The sequence below is a fragment of the Streptomyces sichuanensis genome (genome assembly GCF_020328095.1).
GTDB lineage: Bacteria > Actinomycetota > Actinomycetes > Streptomycetales > Streptomycetaceae > Streptomyces > Streptomyces cinnamoneus.
In genome coordinates this window covers 1-16811 of the sequence record NZ_JAIXMK010000163.1, presented here as the reverse complement: position 1 = coordinate 16811, position 16811 = coordinate 1, and the positions used below count along the sequence as shown (strand labels likewise).

The 16811-nt window shown below is 74.3% G+C and carries 12 protein-coding genes; 5 read left to right on the top strand and 7 right to left on the bottom strand.

The window, feature by feature from the left end:
• The first annotated feature begins 446 nt into the window (after positions 1 to 446).
• On the top strand, positions 447 to 896 hold the full coding sequence (locus LE181_RS29390; protein WP_225664553.1) for a PTS sugar transporter subunit IIA: 450 nt from the start codon (positions 447 to 449) through the stop codon (positions 894 to 896).
• Between the two features lie 102 nt (positions 897 to 998).
• On the top strand, positions 999 to 2669 hold the full coding sequence (ptsP, locus tag LE181_RS29385; RefSeq protein WP_225664552.1) for a phosphoenolpyruvate--protein phosphotransferase: 1671 nt from the start codon (positions 999 to 1001) through the stop codon (positions 2667 to 2669).
• 80 nt (positions 2670 to 2749) lie between these two features.
• Here ptsP and LE181_RS29380 read toward each other — a convergent pair whose 3' ends face one another.
• Together LE181_RS29380 and LE181_RS29375 are read right to left on the bottom strand one after the other, a co-directional pair.
• Positions 2750 to 3679 carry a nuclear transport factor 2 family protein gene (locus LE181_RS29380; RefSeq protein ID WP_225664551.1) on the bottom strand — a complete coding sequence of 310 codons (930 nt, stop codon included), beginning with the start codon at positions 3677 to 3679 and terminating at the stop codon, positions 2750 to 2752.
• A 100-nt stretch (positions 3680 to 3779) separates the two neighbouring features.
• On the bottom strand, positions 3780 to 5786 hold the full coding sequence (locus LE181_RS29375) for an acetoacetate--CoA ligase (RefSeq protein WP_225664550.1): 2007 nt from the start codon (positions 5784 to 5786) through the stop codon (positions 3780 to 3782).
• Between the two features lie 208 nt (positions 5787 to 5994).
• On the opposite strand from LE181_RS29375, the gene LE181_RS29370 reads away from it, so the two are divergent.
• Both LE181_RS29370 and LE181_RS29365 read left to right on the top strand, forming a co-directional pair.
• Positions 5995 to 8355 (top strand): glycoside hydrolase family 31 protein, encoded by a 2361-nt coding sequence (locus LE181_RS29370; RefSeq protein ID WP_225664549.1) that lies wholly within the window; start codon positions 5995 to 5997, stop codon positions 8353 to 8355.
• A gap of 168 nt (positions 8356 to 8523) precedes the next feature.
• The gene (locus LE181_RS29365) at positions 8524 to 9345 is read left to right on the top strand and encodes a M15 family metallopeptidase (protein WP_225664548.1); all 822 of its coding nucleotides are present in this window, start codon (positions 8524 to 8526) and stop codon (positions 9343 to 9345) included.
• A gap of 33 nt (positions 9346 to 9378) precedes the next feature.
• Here LE181_RS29365 and LE181_RS29360 read toward each other — a convergent pair whose 3' ends face one another.
• The 4 genes from LE181_RS29360 to LE181_RS29345 all read right to left on the bottom strand — a co-directional run bounded on the left by LE181_RS29360 (position 9379) and on the right by LE181_RS29345 (position 13350).
• Positions 9379 to 9987 carry a GTP-binding protein gene (locus LE181_RS29360; RefSeq protein ID WP_225664547.1) on the bottom strand — a complete coding sequence of 203 codons (609 nt, stop codon included), beginning with the start codon at positions 9985 to 9987 and terminating at the stop codon, positions 9379 to 9381.
• Between the two features lie 140 nt (positions 9988 to 10127).
• A complete protein-coding gene (locus LE181_RS29355) occupies positions 10128 to 10541 on the bottom strand; it encodes a DUF742 domain-containing protein (protein WP_225664546.1) in 414 nt (137 codons plus the stop codon).
• An 8-nt stretch (positions 10542 to 10549) separates the two neighbouring features.
• Positions 10550 to 11005: a roadblock/LC7 domain-containing protein gene (locus tag LE181_RS29350; RefSeq protein ID WP_225664545.1), complete on the bottom strand. Its 456-nt coding sequence runs from the start codon at positions 11003 to 11005 to the stop codon at positions 10550 to 10552.
• Positions 11002 to 13350 carry a sensor histidine kinase gene (locus LE181_RS29345; RefSeq protein ID WP_225664544.1) on the bottom strand — a complete coding sequence of 783 codons (2349 nt, stop codon included), beginning with the start codon at positions 13348 to 13350 and terminating at the stop codon, positions 11002 to 11004. Before LE181_RS29345 ends, LE181_RS29350 begins: the two co-directional genes overlap by 4 nt.
• A 217-nt stretch (positions 13351 to 13567) precedes the next feature.
• Between LE181_RS29345 and LE181_RS29340 the strand changes: the two genes are divergently transcribed.
• Entirely contained in the window at positions 13568 to 13918 is a 351-nt protein-coding gene (locus tag LE181_RS29340; protein ID WP_225664543.1) for a hypothetical protein, read from the top strand.
• 34 nt (positions 13919 to 13952) lie between these two features.
• Here LE181_RS29340 and LE181_RS29335 read toward each other — a convergent pair.
• The coding region (locus tag LE181_RS29335) for a coiled-coil domain-containing protein (protein ID WP_505016592.1) at positions 13953 to 16811 on the bottom strand (2859 nt) is incomplete at its 5' end.

The following is a 16811-nucleotide window of genomic DNA, read 5'->3' as shown; positions in this document are numbered from 1 at the left end:
GCGTTGACTTTTGGCACGCTGTTGAGTTCTCAAGGAACGGACGCTTCCTTTGTACTCACCCGCAGCGATACTCGCTGGGGCTTTCCTCCGGGCGCTTCCCTTCGGTGTTCCACCACTCTATCAGGACTTTTCCGGCCCCTTTACCGCTCGTTTTTCCGCACACACATGCATGCAGACACAACGAAGCGGATCCGGGAAAGGATCTTATCCGATGGAGTGCCGCCCTCCGCCTCGCCTGCAGTTGACTGCGGGCCTCGGTCGTGGGCAGGAGACAGACAGTACATGTCCCGCTGAGGCGAGGCAAATCGATTACGCACCGCACACGGCTCCCCGCGCGCACGCTCGTGCGGAATCCTCAGTTCCTATGACTTAGGCTTCCGACCAGTGCGCCGTCCAGGACAGGTAGTGACGGCGCGTGATGATTCTCCACCTCTGGGAGGCTTCCCATGACCACCGTGTCGTCCCCGATCGCCGGACGCGCCATCGGACTCGCGGCAGTGCCCGATCCGGTCTTCTCCGGCGCGATGGTGGGACCCGGTACCGCCATCGACCCCGTGCGTGAGCCCGCCACCGCGGTCTCCCCCGTCGACGGTGTCATCGTTTCGCTCCACCCGCACGCTTTCGTCGTCGTCGACGGCGAGGGCCACGGCGTCCTGACCCACCTCGGCATCGACACCGTCCAGCTCAACGGCGAGGGCTTCGAGCTGCTCGTCAACAAGGGCGACACCGTCACCCGCGGCCAGGACATCGTGCGGTGGAACCCGGTCGCCGTCGAGGAGGCCGGCAAGTCGCCGATCTGCCCGATCGTGGCGCTGGAGGCCACCGCCGACGCCCTGGGCGACCTCCGCGAGGACGGCGACCTCAAGGCGGGCGACTCCCTCTTCACCTGGCAGTGACGTTTCACCTGCAGTGACTCTGAGCCGTCGCGGATGACGACGGCACGTACGACATCCACTGCGGCGGACACGACCCGCCGCATCCAACCGGAGACGGGTGAAATGGAGACAACGCTGCGAGGCGTCGGCGTGAGCCACGGTGTGGCGATCGGCGAGGTGCGGCACATGGGCACGGCGGTTCTGGAGCCGCCGGCCAAGCAGATCCCGACGGACGAGGCGCCGCGCGAACAGGGGCGTGCGCGCCAGGCCGTCGAGGCCGTCGCCGCGGACCTCATCGCGCGCGGCAACCTGGCCGGTGGCGAGGCCCAGCACGTGCTGGAGGCCCAGGCCATGATGGCTCAGGACCCCGAGCTGATGGCCGACGTCGAACGGCGCATCACCGTCGGCAGCACCGCCGAGCGTGCGGTGTACGACGCCTTCGCCGCCTATCGCGCGCTGCTCGCCAACGCCGGTGAGTACCTGGCGGGCCGGGTGGCCGACCTCGACGACGTGCGCAACCGCATCGTCGCGCGCCTGCTGGGCGTGCCGATGCCGGGTGTGCCGGACAGCGACGAGCCCTATGTGCTGATCGCCCGGGACCTCGCTCCCGCCGACACGGCGCTGCTGGACCCGACGCTGGTGCTGGGCTTCGTGACCGAGGAGGGCGGGCCGACCAGCCACAGCGCCATCCTGGCGCGTGCGCTCGGGGTGCCGGCCGTGGTGGCGCTGCCGGGTGCCGGGGAGCTTGCCGAGGGCACGGTGGTGGCCGTGGACGGCAGCACCGGTGACATCTTCGTCGACCCGAGCGAGGAGAAGCGGGCCGAGCTGACGAAGGCGGCCGAGGCGCGCAAGGCCGCGCTGGCCGCGTCGTCCGGCCCGGGTGCGACGTCCGACGGGCACAAGGTGCCGCTGCTGGCGAACGTCGGCGGTCCGGCGGACGTGCCGGCCGCGGTGGAGGCCGGTGCGGAGGGCGTGGGCCTGTTCCGCACCGAGTTCCTGTTCCTGGACGACAGTGCGAAGGCGCCGTCCGAGGCCAAGCAGGTCGAGGCGTACCGCAAGGTGCTGGAGGCGTTCCCCGAGGGCCGTGTGGTCGTGCGGGTGCTGGACGCGGGCGCGGACAAGCCGCTGGACTTCCTGACTCCGGCGGACGAGCCCAACCCGGCGCTGGGCGTGCGCGGCCTGCGGACGCTGCTGGACCACCCGGAGGTGCTGCGCACGCAGCTGACCGCGCTGGCCAAGGCTGCCGAGGGGCTGCCGGTCTACCTTGAGGTCATGGCTCCGATGGTGGCGGACCGGACCGATGCCAAGGCGTTCGCGGACGCGTGCCGCGAGGCCGGGCTGCAGGCGAAGTTCGGCGCGATGGTGGAGATTCCCTCCGCCGCGCTGCGGGCCCGTTCGATCCTGCAGGAGGTCGAGTTCCTGTCGCTGGGGACGAACGACCTGGCGCAGTACACCTTTGCCGCCGACCGTCAGGTCGGTGCGGTGTCGCGGCTGCAGGACCCGTGGCAGCCGGCGCTGCTCGACCTGATCGCCGCGTCGGCCGAGGCCGCCAAGGCCGAGGGCAAGAGCTGTGGTGTGTGCGGTGAGGCCGCGTCGGACCCGCTGCTGGCGTGCGTGCTGACCGGTCTGGGAGTGACGAGCCTGTCCATGGGCGCCGCGTCGATCCCCTACGTGCGTGCCACGCTGGCCAAGCACACGCTGGCGCAGTGCGAGCGTGCCGCGGCTGCCGCCCGTGCCACGGACTCGGCCGAGGAGGCCCGTCTGGCCGCGCAGGCGGTGCTGTCCGGCGAGTGAGCCGGTGTGCCTGAGGCGCAGGTGATGTGAGGGGGTGTTCCCGCCCGTGGGCGGGGACACCCCCTCCTCCTTTGCCTTCCTCAGGCGTCCTCAGGCATCCTGCGCCTCCCTTCCTCGTCCCCGTCGAGTTCCCCGTCGAGGGGGATGCCCGCGCGGTATTCGATGCCCGGCTCCGGGGGTACTGGCTCGCCGGTCGTGGCGTCGGTGCAGTAGGCGGCGAAGACCTCCGCTTCGGTCAGGGGGCGCAGCCCGCCGTCCTTCAGGCCCCAGCCCCGTACGGTGTCGGGGCCGCCGGGCCGGGTGGTGCGCAGGACGACGCCGCCGTGGCGGTCGGTGACGATGCCCGCGGCCAGGACGGTGCAGAAGACGAGGGCCTCCGCTTCCGCCAGGTGCAGCCGGCCGTCCTTGCCGCAGGCGGTGCGGACCACCGCGACCAGGGGTGTGTCGCCGTCGGCCTGGACGCTGCAGACGAGGTGGTGGCTGCCTTCCCCCACGGCTTCGATGATCCGTCGCAGGGCCCGGGAGGCCAGGGCGAACGCGGCCCGGCCGAGGTCCTCGCCGCAGGAGGCGCAGTCGCCGCCGCGGGCGAGCAGGGCGGAGGCGTACTCCCACGTGGCCTGCTGCTCGGCCTCGTCGATGAGGCGGGGCAGCAGGCTCGCGAGGGGCCGGCCGTCGTAGGCGACGGTGGCGCCGGCGGCCGCGACCTCGGCGGTGTAGCGGGTGCGGCTGGCCGCGGTGTCGGGGTCGAGGTGCAGGTCGGTGCAGTATTCCTCGTAGTCGACGGGGTCGAAGAGGGCGACGGTGGTGTACGTGCCCCGGGCTGCCATGGAGCGCAGCAGCCCGTCGACGTCCCGCAGGTAGCCGGCGTGGTCGTCGAAGAGGAAGCTCGTGTAGCGCCGCATGGCGGCGAAGTCCTTTTCGTCGGCCAGGACGGCGACGGTGCTCGGTGTTTCCGTGCGCAGCCTGCGGCGGGCGGTCAGCCGCCGCCGGCCGTTGTCGGTGTGCCCCATGAATTCCCCCTCGGCGAGTGATCGGTCACGATCTGCGATCGATGCTCACTCACCGTAATGGGGGCCACTGACAATCGCCGGTGACCTGCGGCGATGGCTCCTAGTTGCGTTCCCGCGCGAGCTGCTCGTAGAAGCCGAGGAGCGCGGCGTTGTCGACGGATCCGGGGTTGACCGCCTTTTCCAGCGGGGTGCCCTGCAGGAGGCGCTTGACGGGGACCTCGATGCGCTTGCCGGTGAGGGTGTGGGGGATGGCGGGGACCTCGATGACCTCGTCGGGGACGTGGCGCGGGGAGAGCTGCTCGCGGATGGTGCGCTTGATGCGGTCGAGCAGTGCGTCGTCCAGCGAGGCGCCCGGTGCGAGGTGGACGAACAGCGGCATCCAGTAGCCACCGTCGGGGCGTTCGACCCCGATGACGAGGGATTCGCGGATCTCGGACAGGCGTTCGACGGCCTCGTAGATGTCGGCGGACCCCATGCGGACGCCCTGCCGGTTGAGGGTGGAGTCGGAGCGTCCGTGGATGACGACGGTGCCGCGCGAGGTGAGGGTGATCCAGTCGCCGTGCCGCCACACGCCGGGGAACATCTCGAAGTAGCTGTCGCGGTAGCGGCTGCCGTCCGGGTCGTTCCAGAAGTGGATGGGCATGGAGGGCATGGGGGCGGTGACGACGAGCTCCCCGACCTCGTCGACGACGGGCTTGCCCTGGGCGTCCCACGCCTGCAGGTCCGTGCCGAGGCAGGGGGCCTGGAGCTCGCCGATGTACACGGGCAGGGTGGGGACGGCGCCGGCGAAGCAGCTGCAGACGTCCGTGCCGCCGCTCACCGACGCGATCCACATGTCGTCCGCCACCTCGTCGTGGATCCAGCGGAAGCCGTCGGGCGGCAGCGGGGAGCCGGTGGTGGCGACGCACTGGACGCGGGAGAGGTCGAAGTCGCGGCCGGGGTGGACCCCTGCCTTGCGGCAGGCCATCACGTAGGCGGCGGAGGTGCCGAAGAGGGTGGCTCCGGTGCGTTCGGCGATGCGCCACTGGGCGGCGGTGTCGGGGTGGCCGGGGCTGCCGTCGTAGAGGACGACGGTGGAGCCGACCAGGAGGCCGGAGACGAGGAAGTTCCACATCATCCAGCCGGTGGAGGTGTACCAGAAGAAGCGGTCGCCGGGGCCGAGGTCGCAGTGCAGGGCGAGCTGCTTGAGGTGTTCGACGAGAATGCCGCCCTGGGACTGGACGATGGCCTTGGGCAGACCGGTGGTGCCGGAGGAGTAGAGCACCCACAGGGGGTGGTCGAAGGGCAGCTGCTCGAAGACGGGCTCGGTGGGGTGCGCCGTCAGCGCGTCCCACTCCAGCGCGCCCTCGGGGGCGGGGGTGCCGAGCAGCGGGATGTGGACGACGGCGCGCAGCGTGGGCAGGCCGGCGCGCAGCTCACCGACGACGTCGGCGCGTTCGTGGCGCTTGCCGCCGTAGTGGTAGCCGTCGACGGTGAACAGGACGACGGGTTCGACCTGCTGGAAGCGGTCCAGGACGCTGCGGGCGCCGAAGTCGGGGGCGCAGGAGGTCCACACGCCGCCGACGGCCGCGGTGGCGAGGAGGGCGACGACGGCCTGGGGGATGTTGGGCAGGTAGCCGCTGATGCGGTCGCCGGGGCGGACGCCGAGGCGGCGCAGTTCGGCGGCGAGGGCGCCGACCTGGCCGCGCAGCGCGGCCCAGCTGACGGGGACCGGTTCGTGGGTCTCGTCGACGTGCAGGAGGGCGGGTTCGCCGGCTCTCGCGGGGTCCTCGGCGGCGCGCAGGGCGTGTTCGGCGTAGTTGAGGGTGGCGCCGGGGAACCAGCGGGCGCCGGGCATGGCGGGGTCGGCGAGGACGCGCTCGTAGGGGGTGGAGAAGCGGACGTCGCACCATTCGGTGAGGGCCTGCCAGAAGGGCTCGGTCCGCTCCACCGACCAGCGGTGCAGGGCCGCGTAGCCGGCGACGGGGTCGCCGGGCACGGGGGCGGGGGCGCCGTGCCGCTCGGCGGCCCAGGCGTGGAAGCGGGTGACCTGCGCGCGGGCGATGCGGTCCTCGCCGGGGCTCCACAGGGGCTGCGGCGGGTCGACGGGCTGCGGTGCGGTGGTCATCTCGGCTGCTCCCGGGCTCTACGCGTCGTGGGCGGCGCCGTGGGCCGGGCGGGGTGGCACGGGACACGGCTGACCAGGACGATGCCATGTGATCGACTCCCGCACCAGGGGTGCCGAGTCACACCGTGAGGCGGTGGTGCGGGTCCTGCGGGTGAACGGCGGTTGAACGGCGCACGGGCGGGACGGGGACGGTGGCAGGGTGAGCGGCATGGACGCGGGTGACCTTGTGCGGTCGGTGAAGTGGATGGCGGCGTTGCGGGCGGCCGGGAGCGCGCAGGGGCTGCGGTCCGTGCGGTCGGCGTGGCGTCGGCGGCGGGTGGACGCGCTGGGGCTGCCGCGGCCGGGGGCGCAGCGGGCGCGGGTGCCGGGGCTGGCGGAGGGGGCGGATCCGGAGCCGGGGGGCGGCGTGGTGCGGTTCGCGCGGTCGTCGCTGCGGGTGCGGGTGGCGGCGGGGGGTGCGGTGTTCTGCGGCTGGGACGGGGCGGGGCCGGAGCCGTCGTACGCGCTGGCCGGGCCGGTGCCGGAGGCGGACGAGCGGGCGGTGCTGGAGCCGGACACGGACGGCGGCTGGCGGGTGGTGTCCGAGCGGGTGCTGGTGGTGGTGTCCCGGCACGGCGGGGTGGAGGTGCGGACGCCGGGCGGGGTGGTGCTGCGGCGTGAGCTGCCGCCACGCTGGTGGGAGCCGGCGGCGGGGGCGGAGGGGGAGGCGCGCTGGGTGCAGCGGTCGGAGGTGGCGGCGGACGCCCGGTTCTTCGGGCTGGGCGGGCGGGCGGCGGGCCCGCGGCTGCGGGACGGCGCGTACCGGCTGTGGAACACCGATCCGGGGGGCGCGTTCGAGCCGGGGGACGACCCGCTGTACATCACGATGCCGGTGCAGCTGGTGGTGGCGGACGCGGGGACGCACCTGGCGTTCCACGACAACACCTGGGACGGCCGGGTGACGTTGTGGGAGGGCGAGGAGGGGGCGGGGTCGGGGCACGACCGGCCGGGGCGGTGCGAGGTGCGGATGGAGGGGGGTCCGCTGCGCTACTGGGTGCTGGTGGGCACCCCGGCACGGGTGCTGCACGGCTGGGCGTCGCTGACGGGTGCGGCCGCGCTGCCGCCTTCCTGGGCGCTGGGGTACCAGCACGCGCGGTGGGGGTTCGGCAGTGAGCAGGAGGTGCGGCGGGTGGTGGCCGGCTACCGGGAGCGGGGGCTTGCGCTGTCGGCGGTGCACCTGGACATCGACCACTACCGGGGGCACCGGGTGTTCACCGTGGACCGGGAGCGGTTCCCCGATCTGCCGGGGCTGGCCGCGGACCTGCGGCGGGAGGGCGTGCGGCTGGTGTCGATCGTGGACCCGGCGGTGAAGGTGGAGCCGGGGCTGGAGGTGTACGAGAGCGGGTGCGAGGCGGACGCGTTCGTGCGGGACGCCCGGGGGCACCGGGTGCGGGGGGAGGTGTGGCCGGGTGAGTCGGTCTTCCCCGACTTCACCGACCCGAAGGTGCGTGCGTGGTGGGGCGGGCTGTACGCGGAGCGGCTGGTGCAGGGCTTCTCGGGGGTGTGGCACGACATGAACGAGCCGGTGTCGTTCGCGGCGTTCGGGGACCCGACGCTGCCGCGTTCGGCCCGGCATGTGCTGGAGGGGCGCGGTGGCGACCATCGTGAGGCGCACAACGTGTACGGGCTGTCGATGGCGCGGGCGGGCTACGAGGGCCTGTGCGCGCTGCGGCCCGAGGAGCGGCCGTTCGTCTTCTCGCGGTCGGGGTGGGCGGGCATGCAGCGCTACGGGGGCACGTGGTCGGGGGACGTGACGACGGGGTGGCCGGGGTTGCGGGCGTCGCTGGCGCTGGTGCTGGGGCTGGGGCTGTGCGGGGTGCCGTACTCGGGGCCGGACGTGGGGGGCTTCACCGGTTTTCCGTCGCCGGAGCTGTTTGTGCGGTGGTTCCAGCTGGGTGCGTACCTGCCGCTGTTCCGCACGCATGCGGCGATGTCGGCGGGGCGGCGGGAGCCGTGGGAGTTCGGGGCGGAGGTGCTGGAGCACGCGGGGGCGGCGCTGCGGGAGCGGGGGCGGCTGCTGCCCTATTTCGTGACGCTGTCGCATCTGGCGCACCGGACGGGGGCACCGTACGTGCGGCCGGTGTGGTGGCGCTCGCCGGAGGACCGGCCGCTGCGGGACTGCGAGGACGCGTTCCTGCTGGGGGATTCGTTGCTGGTGGCGCCGGTGCTGGAGCGGGGTGCGGACCGGCGGGCGGTGCGGCTGCCGCGGGGGCGGTGGTACGACACGGCGACGGGGCGGGCGCACGAGGGGCCGGGGCAGGTGCTGCTGGACGCGCCCCTGTCGCGGATCCCGGTGCTGGCGCGGGCGGGGTCGGTGGTGCCGGTGGCGGGGGCCGGCGGGGCGGTGGAGCTGGAGGTGTGGGCGCCGGCCGCGGGGCGTACGGGGGGCGGGGTGCTGATCACGGATGCGGGCGACGGTTGGGAGCGGCCGGAGGTGGTGCGGTTCACGACGCGGTGGCGGGGCGGAGTGGTGACGGTCGAGCAGGAGGGGGCGGCCGAGGTGGGGTATCCGGTGCGGATGCGCGGCTGACGGGCGGGGCGTCGTCCCTCTTCCGCGGTGGCCCGCCGGGTGGTATCCGGTGGGGTCATGCCAAGACTCTGCGTACTCCTGCGCGCGTTCCTCGTGCGCGCGTTCCTTCTGTGCGCGTTCCTCCTGCGCGACGTCCCACGGCGGCTGTCCCCTTGGCGCGCGAGACCTTTGCGTGCGATCCCTCTGCACCCGTCCCTCCGGCGGACGTTGTCCCTGCGCGCGCTGGCGCTGCCGTCGGCCGCGCTCGCCGTCGTCACGTCCGCCCCCGGTGCCTCAGCGGCCACGCCGGGTACGGGCTCGGGCTCACAGCGGCCGCCGGGGTTCGTGGCGCTCGCCGCCGTGGACCCGACGATCCTTCAGGAGATGCGCTACCTCACGCCGCACAACTTCACCGGCCACCGCGTCGCCGGCTACGAGCGGCCCCGCTGCCTGCTGACGCGCCCGGCCGCCGAGGCGCTGCGCCGGGCACAACGTGCGCTCCTGCGCCAGGGCTACACGCTGAAGGTGTACGACTGCTACCGGCCGCAGCGTGCGGTGAACGACTTCGTGGCCTGGGCGAAGGACCTGGCGGACGTGCGGATGAAGGCGGAGTTCTATCCGCGGGTGGAGAAGTCGCGGCTGTTCGAGGACGGCTACATCGCGGCGAAGTCCGGTCACAGCAGGGGAAGCACCGTGGACCTGACGATCGTTCGGCTGCCGGCCCGGCCGACGCGGCCGTACGTGCCCGGTGAGCCGCTCGTGCCGTGCTTCGCGCCGCGGTCCGAGCGGTTCCCCGACAACTCGGTCGACATGGGAACGGGCTTCGACTGCTTCGACACGCTGTCGCACACCCTCGATCCGCGGGTCACGGGCCGGCAGCGCGCCAACCGGCTGGTGCTGAAGTCCGCGATGGAGCGGGCGGGGCTGGTGAATCTGGCCGAGGAGTGGTGGCACTACACGTTGCGGGACGAGCCCTATCCGGCCACCTACTTCGACTTCCCCGTGCGCTGACGCCACCGTCCTCGGCGCTGCGGGGCGGGCCGCTCACACGGCCGCGGGCCGGCGCTCCTCGGTCCCGGCGGTCAGGGCGTGCTCGACCACGGAGACCAGGACGTGCTTGACGGACTCGCGGTCGCGGGCGTCGCACAGGACGACGGGCACCTCGGGGTCCAGGTCGAGCGCGTCGCGCACGGCCTCCTCGGGGTAGCGGTCCGCGCCGTCGAAGCAGTTGACGGCGAGGGTGAAGGCGATGCCGCGCCGCTCGAAGTAGTCGACGGCGGCGAAGCAGTCGGCCAGCCGCCGGGTGTCGGCCAGGACGACCGCGCCGAGCGCGCCCTGCGCCAGCTCGTCCCACAGGAACCAGAAGCGGTCCTGGCCGGGGGTGCCGAAGAGGTAGAGGACGAGGTCGTCGCGCAGGGTGATGCGGCCGAAGTCCATGGCGACGGTGGTGGTGCGCTTGGCCTCGACGCCGGAGGTGTCGTCCACCGGCCGGCCCGCCTCGGTCAGCAGCTCCTCGGTGCGCAGCGGTTTGATCTCGCTGACGGCACCGACGAGGGTGGTCTTGCCGACGCCGAAGCCACCGGCGACCAGGAGCTTCAGGGCCACCGGGGTGACCGTGGACCGTATACGGCGGTCAGTGCGCCCGAACACCATGGGACATTCCTCCGATTCAGGGTCAGTGCGGCATCGCGCTCCCCCCGTGGTAGTGATCGTTCCGCAAGGACGGTCACCTCGACAACCCCCGTCCGGCCCCTTGGCCGGAGCCGACCGGTCCCGGCCGGCTCCGGGGCCGGTCACAGCGCCCGCAGGCCGGCGATCACCTCGCGCAGGATGCCGGCGTCGGGCAGCTCCGCGGGCGGGACCGGACGGGAGACCTTGACGTAGCCGGCGTCGATGAGGTCGCCGACCAGGACGCGCACGACGCCGACCGGGAGGTCCAGGTCGGCGGACAGCTCGGCGATGGACAGCGGTTCGCCCAGGGCGAGCTCGGCGATGTCGAGGTGCTCCGGCGACAGGGTCCGGTCGGCGATGGCATGGGCCCCGCCGGGGTGGGCGACCAGGAAGTCCTCGGCGACGACGAGTGCGATCAGGTCGAGGCGTTCCTCGGCCCGGCTGCGGGTGCGCCCGCGGGTCATGGCGTACGGGCGGACCACGGGGCCCGCCGCGTCGTCGTACCAGCGGGCCTCGTGCGCGGGGTCTCCGGTCATGCCGCCCGTCACTCGTCGGCGACGCCGGCCCGCGGAGCGGTGGCCAGGTGCGTGCCCACCCGCTTGACGAGCAGCGTCATCTCGTAGGCGACCTGGCCGATGTCGGAGTCGGCGTCGGCCAGGACGGCCAGACAGCTGCCGTCGCCCGCGGCGGTGACGAACAGGAATGCCTGGTCCAGTTCGACCATGGTCTGGCGGACCTCGCCGGCGGCGAAGTGCCGGCCCACGCCCTTGGCGAGGCTGTGGAAGCCGGAGGCGACGGCGGCCAGGTGCTCGGCGTCCTCGCGGGTGAGCCCCTCGGAGCTGCCGGTGGCCAGTCCGTCGCTGGACAGGACGAGCGCCTTGCTGATGCTGCCGACGCGCTCGACGAGTTCGTCGAGGAGCCAGTTGAGCTCACCCGTGCCGCCGGCCTGGCGGCCCGTGGCCGACGGAGCGTTGCGTGTCACGGCCTTCGGTGCGGTCATCGACCGTCCCCCTCAAATGTTGTTCCTGGTGCGGTTGTGCTCGGTGAGTTCGTCACGTCAGGGCGCTCCGGCGCCTCGTCCTGCTCGCGCCCGCGCTGCCAGCCGCGTTGCATGGCCGCCATCCTGGCGCGCACCTCCTCGGCGTCGCGGTCGTCGCCGGGGCCGGCCGGGTCCGGCACGGGCCGGGTGCGCGCGGCCGGGCCCTCCTTCAGCTGAGGCACGAGGCTGGCCTGGCGCACGCGGCGGGGAAGGCCGCCGGGCGGGGTGCGGTCGGGGCCGGGGCCGTCGGGCGCCTGGTGGTGCTGCTCGCCCGGCCCGCCGTCGAGCGCGCGCACGGCGGCGGCTTCTCCTGCCGCCGCCCCGCCGGACGCCGGGCGTCCGGGGCTCGTCCGGCGGTGCGGCAGGGGCACGCCGCCGGTGTCCTCGCCGCCCGCGCGGGCCCCGCCGGGCGGCAGGGTGTCGGTGAGCAGCGTGGAGGGGATGAGGACGACGGCCGTGGTGCCGCCGTAGGGGGAGGGCTGCAGCGAGACGCGGACGCCCTGGCGCTGGGCGAGCCGGCTGACGACGAAGAGGCCCAGCCGGTCGGTGTCGGACAGCTCGAACTCGGGCGTCTCGGCCAGGCGCAGGTTGGCCTCCAGCAGCGCGTCGGGGGTCAGTCCGAGGCCGCGGTCGTGGATTTCGAGCGTGAATCCGTTGGAGACCCGTTCGCCGACGACCTGGACGGTGGTGTGCGGCGGGGAGAAGACGGTGGCGTTCTCCAGCAGCTCGGCCAGGAGGTGGGTGAGGTCGGCGACGGCGGGTCCGTTGAGGGCCAGGCGCGGCAGACGGCGCACCTCGATGCGTTCGTACGCCTCGACCTCGCCGACCGCCGCGCGGACGACGTCCATCAGCTGGATGGGTTTGCGCCACTGCCGGGAGGGGGCCGCGCCGGAGAGGATGACCAGGCCCTCGGCGTGGCGGCGCATGCGGGTGGTGAGGTGGTCGAGGCGGAAGAGGTCGGCGAGTTCGTCGGTGTCCTCGGTGCGCCGCTCCATGGTGTCCAGCAGGGTAAGCTGACGGTGCAGCAGCACCTGGCTGCGGCGGGCGAGGTTGACGAAGACGTCGGAGACGCCGCGGCGCATGTCGGCCTGTTTGACGGCGGCCTCGACGGCGGCGCGCTGGAGCGTGTCGAGGGCCTGGCCGACCTGGCCGAGCTCGTCGGTGCCGCGGTCGCGGCGGGGGGCCTCGGCGTCGATGTCGACGCGCTCCCCCGCGGCGAGGCGGCGCATCACGGCGGGCAGCCGGACGCCGGAGATCTCGTGGGCCTCCTTGCGCAGCCGGCGCAGGTCGCGGACGAGGCCGCGGCCGACGCGCAGGGAGATGACGAGCGAGCAGACGAGGGCGGCGAGGCCCAGGACACCGGCGGCCGCGGCCTTGGAGAGCACCCCGACGGCGACGGGACGCACCCGCTCGCCGAAGCGTTCGGCACTCTCGTTGCCCATCCGGCCGAGGTCGTCCAGGACGGGGGTGGCGGTGGCCTTCCAGCGCTGGGCGTCGATGACGTGGGGGGCCCGGGCGGCGCCGGCGAGGATGACGGTGTCCTCGGCGGAGCGCAGCGCGTCCGCGCCGGCGCCGCGCCAGAAGTCGTCGAACGCCTTCCGGTCGGCGTCGGACAGGACGGCCAGGTGGGTGCTGTAGAGGATCTTGCGCTCGGCCACGCGGTCGGAGAAGGCGCGCAGGTCCTGCCGGCTCATGCTGCCCGCGGCGAGCGCGGCGGCGAGCAGGGCGTCCTCGCGGGAGAGGGCCTCACGGGCGCGGCCGAGGCCGACCAGGGCGCGGCCCTGCCGGTCCATGCCGGCGTCCTTGAGGGCGCTGAGGCTGGCGAGGAAGTCGTAGTAGGGGTCGACGAGTTCGTTGAAGGACTGCAGCGCGCTGTAGCGGGTGACGGTGTTGTCCTCGACCTTGCGCCGCAGGCCCTCGATGCTGTCGAGGGTCTTCTCGATGGCGCGGAAACGATTCGCCGCCTCGGCGGGCACCTCGTGGCGCGCTTCGTCGCCGACCCGGGAGCGGAAGGAGGTGACCATCCTGTCGGTGGCGCGCTGCCGGTCGCGCAGCTCGGCCAGGGCGTCGGAGCGCCGGGGGTCGGCGAGGTAGACCATGGTCTGGCGGCGTTCCTTCTGCAGGACGCGCACCATCTCCTCGGAGGGGAAGCCGACCTTCCGCATCACGTCGCCGACGGACAGCAGCCGGACGGCCTCGCTGCCGGTGATGACGGTGGCGAAGGCCCACAGCCCCGTCAGGGAGACCAGTGGCACCAGCAGCAGCGCCACGATCTTCCGGCGGATCGACTTCCCGCGCAAGCGCATGGCCTCCCCTCCGTCAGCCCCGGCGCACGGGGACGGTCTTCCGACAGTAACGCGGCGTGAGCCTACTACTGCGGGGTACGCGTCTCGAAGGCCAGTACGGCCGACGGACGGGGGTCTGGCCGGATTACCCCTCCGGGAGGGAACCTTTGGGGGTCATTGTTCGCTCTTCTCCTGGGGAGACGGACCGTTGGGCAGCCACTGGGGGAGGTGAGCCGCCATGGACCAGGACCGCGACGTCAGGTCGTACGCCCGCAGGCCGTTGTGGGTCGAGGAGCCGGCCCGCAGGCCGCGGATGCCCGACCCCGTCCGGACGTCCGCCGTGCGGGCGTTCCTCGTCGTCGCCGTGACGCTCATTCAGACCATGGTCGCGATACTGCTCGCGCTCACCGGGTCGTGGTTCGCCTTCCCCGCGGTGCTGTGCGCCGTCGCGTGCACGGTGGCCGCGACGTGGGCGGTGCTCGACGTCTGGGTGACCCGCCAGGTGTGGCTGCAGCGGCACGGCGTGGTGTCCGTGCCGAGCAGCACGGCGCGCGAGGCGCGCCGGATCCGGCGGCCGCGCTACCCCTGACGGTGCGCCAGGGGGCGGCGCGGCCGCCCGGGCGCTACACCCCGGCCGGCACCGGCCCCGCCGGGCCGCTCTCCGCCTCCACCGGCCGGCGGAACATCCGCGTGGCCGTGATCTCGCCGTGCACCTTCTCCGCCGCCCCGTCCTCACCGGCCGGAGTCTGCGGGAGGCCCGGCCGCAGGTGCTCCTCGACGCTGATGTACTTCAGCCCCGCCCGCAGGTCCGCGTCGTTGCGCAGCCGGATGACCAGCGGGAACTCCGCCAGTGCGGTGGTGTCGAACAGACCCGTGGTGTACAGCAGCTGCACGCCCAGCGCGTCGGCGACGGCCCGCTGGAGCTCCAGCAGGTACGTGGCGTTGGCGCGGCCGATGGGGTTGTCGAGGAACAGCGTGCCCGCGTGCCGCTGCTTGTCACGGCCGCGGTCGTTGCTGCGCAGCGCCGCCATGGTGCAGTACAGCGCGATGGCCGCGGTCAGCAGCTGGCCGCCGGAGAACACGTCGCCCATCTGCCGGACCGGCACGCGCTCGGCACGCAGCACCGCGTCGGGCTTGAGGATCTCCACGGCCACGCCGCGCGGCAGCAGCGCCGCCTGCACGCCGCGCAGCAGCAGGGACATGCCGTCGCGGCGCAGGTCGGAGTTCTTCTTGACCGCGGAGCGGGTGGCCTCGTCGATGACCTCGCCGAGCCGCTCGGTGAGCGTGGACTGGTCGGGGTCCTCGAAGCGGATGCGCAGGAACTCCTGGCCCGACCACTCCCCCAGCCCCTCGGGCAGCCGCGACAGGCGCTGTGCCGACCGCAGGGTGGTCAGCGAGGACTCCACCAGGCCGCGCAGCCGGTCGACGATGCTGTCGCGGTTGCGCTCCAGCTGCTCCAGCTCGTCGGTCAGCACCCGCAGCCGGGGCGCGAACGCCTCGGCCCAGGCGGCGGCGTGCTCCGGCAGGGCCGCGGCGGGCAGTTCGCGGATCTGCTGGCGGGCGGGGGTGCGCACCTGCTCGTAGCGGGTGGAGTTGGCGTGGCGCACGAGCACGTCGCTCGCCTCGCGCACGGCCGCCTCCGCCGCCGACAGGTCGCCCGCGCAGCCGCGCAGGGAGCGCCGGGCCTCGGCGGCGGCCTGCCGGGCCTCCTCCAGCGTCCCGGTGTAGGGCACGGGCTGCTCGGCGTCCTCCTCCGGGGCGTTGTCGCGCAGCAGGTCGCGCAGGAGGGCCGCCGTGTCGTCGAAGCCGGTGGCGGCGTCCTCCGCGGCGCGGTGGGCGCGCAGCAGGTCGCCGTGGGCCCGGCGGGCGTTCTCCAGGGCGTCGGTGCGGGCGGCCAGCTCGGCGGCGGCGGTCCGCAGCAGTTCCTTGGCCCGGTCGGCGTCCGCGGGCACCAGCTCCTCGGGGAGCTCGGTGTGGGCGTCGCCCTCGGCCGGGGCCAGCCGCTCGGCCTCGCCGCGCAGCCGGCCGAGCTGCTCGCTGGCCGTGGACGCACGCGTCTCCAGCATCTGCACGAGCGATTCGGCGCGGGCGGCGGCGGCCAGGCGGGAGGGCCCGTCGGCGCCGTCGGTGCCCTCCAGGAGCTGGGCGGCGCGAGTGCGGACCTTGTTGGTGAGGCGGTCGAGCTCGGCGCGGGCCGCGCTCTCGTCGCTCTCGGCACGGGCCTGTTCGGCGCGCAGATCGGCGCCGACGCCGACCTTCTCGTAGAGCTGCGAGGCCGCGCGGTGCGCCTCGCGCAGGGCGGGCAGCGAGGCGCTGGGCGCCTCGGTGCCCTCGGGCACGTCGTCCGGCGCGCCGGCGATCTCGGCGCGCTCCGCGCGCAGGGCACGGGCCGTGCGATGGGCGTCGTCGGCCGCACGCTGGGCGGCGCGGCGGTCCTCGTCGGCGGCGCGGGCACGGTCCACGCACGTCGCCGCGCGCTCCTCGCTCTCCGCGGCCTCCTCGGCGAGCTCGCGCAGCCTGCTCTGCCAGTTGGCGCGCTCGCGCAGCCGGTAGGCGAGACCCGCGAGGGCGTCGGCGACCCGGCGGGCGCGCTGGGCGGTCTCCTGCCGCTCGTCGCGCACCCGGGCCGTCTCGGCGGCGATCTCGTCGGCCTCGGCGCGGGCCGTGCGGGCCTCGGTGAGGGCCTCCTGCGCGGCGTCCGCCAGGCCGCGGCAGCGGCCGGCCTCGGCGGCCAGCTCGGCGAGCCGTCCCTCGGGGCAGCCGGCGCGCCAGGACGCGAGCCGGGCGGCGAGCGTGCGGTCGCCGGCCAGCCGGGCCGCCATGGCGCGGATCTCCTCGTCCCGGGCCATGGCGCGCTCGCGCAGCGCGTGCCGCTCCTCGTCGGCGGCGCGCTCGTCGTGCATGGCGGGGTTCGGCGGCACGAGGAAGACGCCCCCGTCCTGCGCGCCGGCCGCCGGGGCGGGCGCCAGCAGGGCGGCGGCGGTGCCGACCGCGACCGCGGAGCGGGGCAGCAGGGAAGCCGCGCCGAGCACCTCGCGGGCGCGGGCGTGGGAGCCGGCGTCGGTGATGACGACGCCGTCGACGAGCTCGGGGCGCGCCGCGAGGACGGCCGCGTGGTCGGCGGGGTCGACGGACTGGGCGAGGTAGCGCCAGCCGGGCAGCGCGGGAATGCCGTGCTCGCCCAGGTACTCGACGGCGGCCAGCACGTCGGGGCTGGGCGGCAGCAGGCCGCCGTCGCCGAGCGCGCCCAGGATGCGGGAGTCGTCGGCGGCGGCGGTGCGCAGCTCGAACAGGTGCCGTTCGGCGGCGGCCACGTTCTCGTCGAGCAGCTCGCGCAGCGCGTCGGCGCTGCGGTCGAGGTCCTCGGCGGTGAGGCGGCCGTCCGTGCCGTCGCCGGCCGCGGCGGGGGCCGCTGCGGCGTCGGGGGCGCTGCCGCGCCAGGTCTGGCCCGGGGTGCGCTGCGCCGGCAGCCGGCCGGCGGC

What these genes read in the sequence shown, in the direction of transcription:
- LE181_RS29390 (WP_225664553.1), top strand. Translation starts at nt 447, where the DNA reads ATGACCACCGTGTCGTCCCCGATCGCCGGACGCGCCATCGGACTCGCG.
- ptsP (WP_225664552.1), top strand. Translation starts at nt 999, where the DNA reads ATGGAGACAACGCTGCGAGGCGTCGGCGTGAGCCACGGTGTGGCGATC.
- LE181_RS29380 (WP_225664551.1), bottom strand. Translation starts at nt 3,679, where the DNA reads ATGGGGCACACCGACAACGGCCGGCGGCGGCTGACCGCCCGCCGCAGG.
- LE181_RS29375 (WP_225664550.1), bottom strand. Translation starts at nt 5,786, where the DNA reads ATGACCACCGCACCGCAGCCCGTCGACCCGCCGCAGCCCCTGTGGAGC.
- LE181_RS29370 (WP_225664549.1), top strand. Translation starts at nt 5,995, where the DNA reads ATGGACGCGGGTGACCTTGTGCGGTCGGTGAAGTGGATGGCGGCGTTG.
- LE181_RS29360 (WP_225664547.1), bottom strand. Translation starts at nt 9,987, where the DNA reads ATGGTGTTCGGGCGCACTGACCGCCGTATACGGTCCACGGTCACCCCG.
- LE181_RS29355 (WP_225664546.1), bottom strand. Translation starts at nt 10,541, where the DNA reads ATGACCGGAGACCCCGCGCACGAGGCCCGCTGGTACGACGACGCGGCG.
- LE181_RS29350 (WP_225664545.1), bottom strand. Translation starts at nt 11,005, where the DNA reads ATGACCGCACCGAAGGCCGTGACACGCAACGCTCCGTCGGCCACGGGC.
- LE181_RS29345 (WP_225664544.1), bottom strand. Translation starts at nt 13,350, where the DNA reads ATGCGCTTGCGCGGGAAGTCGATCCGCCGGAAGATCGTGGCGCTGCTG.
- LE181_RS29340 (WP_225664543.1), top strand. Translation starts at nt 13,568, where the DNA reads ATGGACCAGGACCGCGACGTCAGGTCGTACGCCCGCAGGCCGTTGTGG.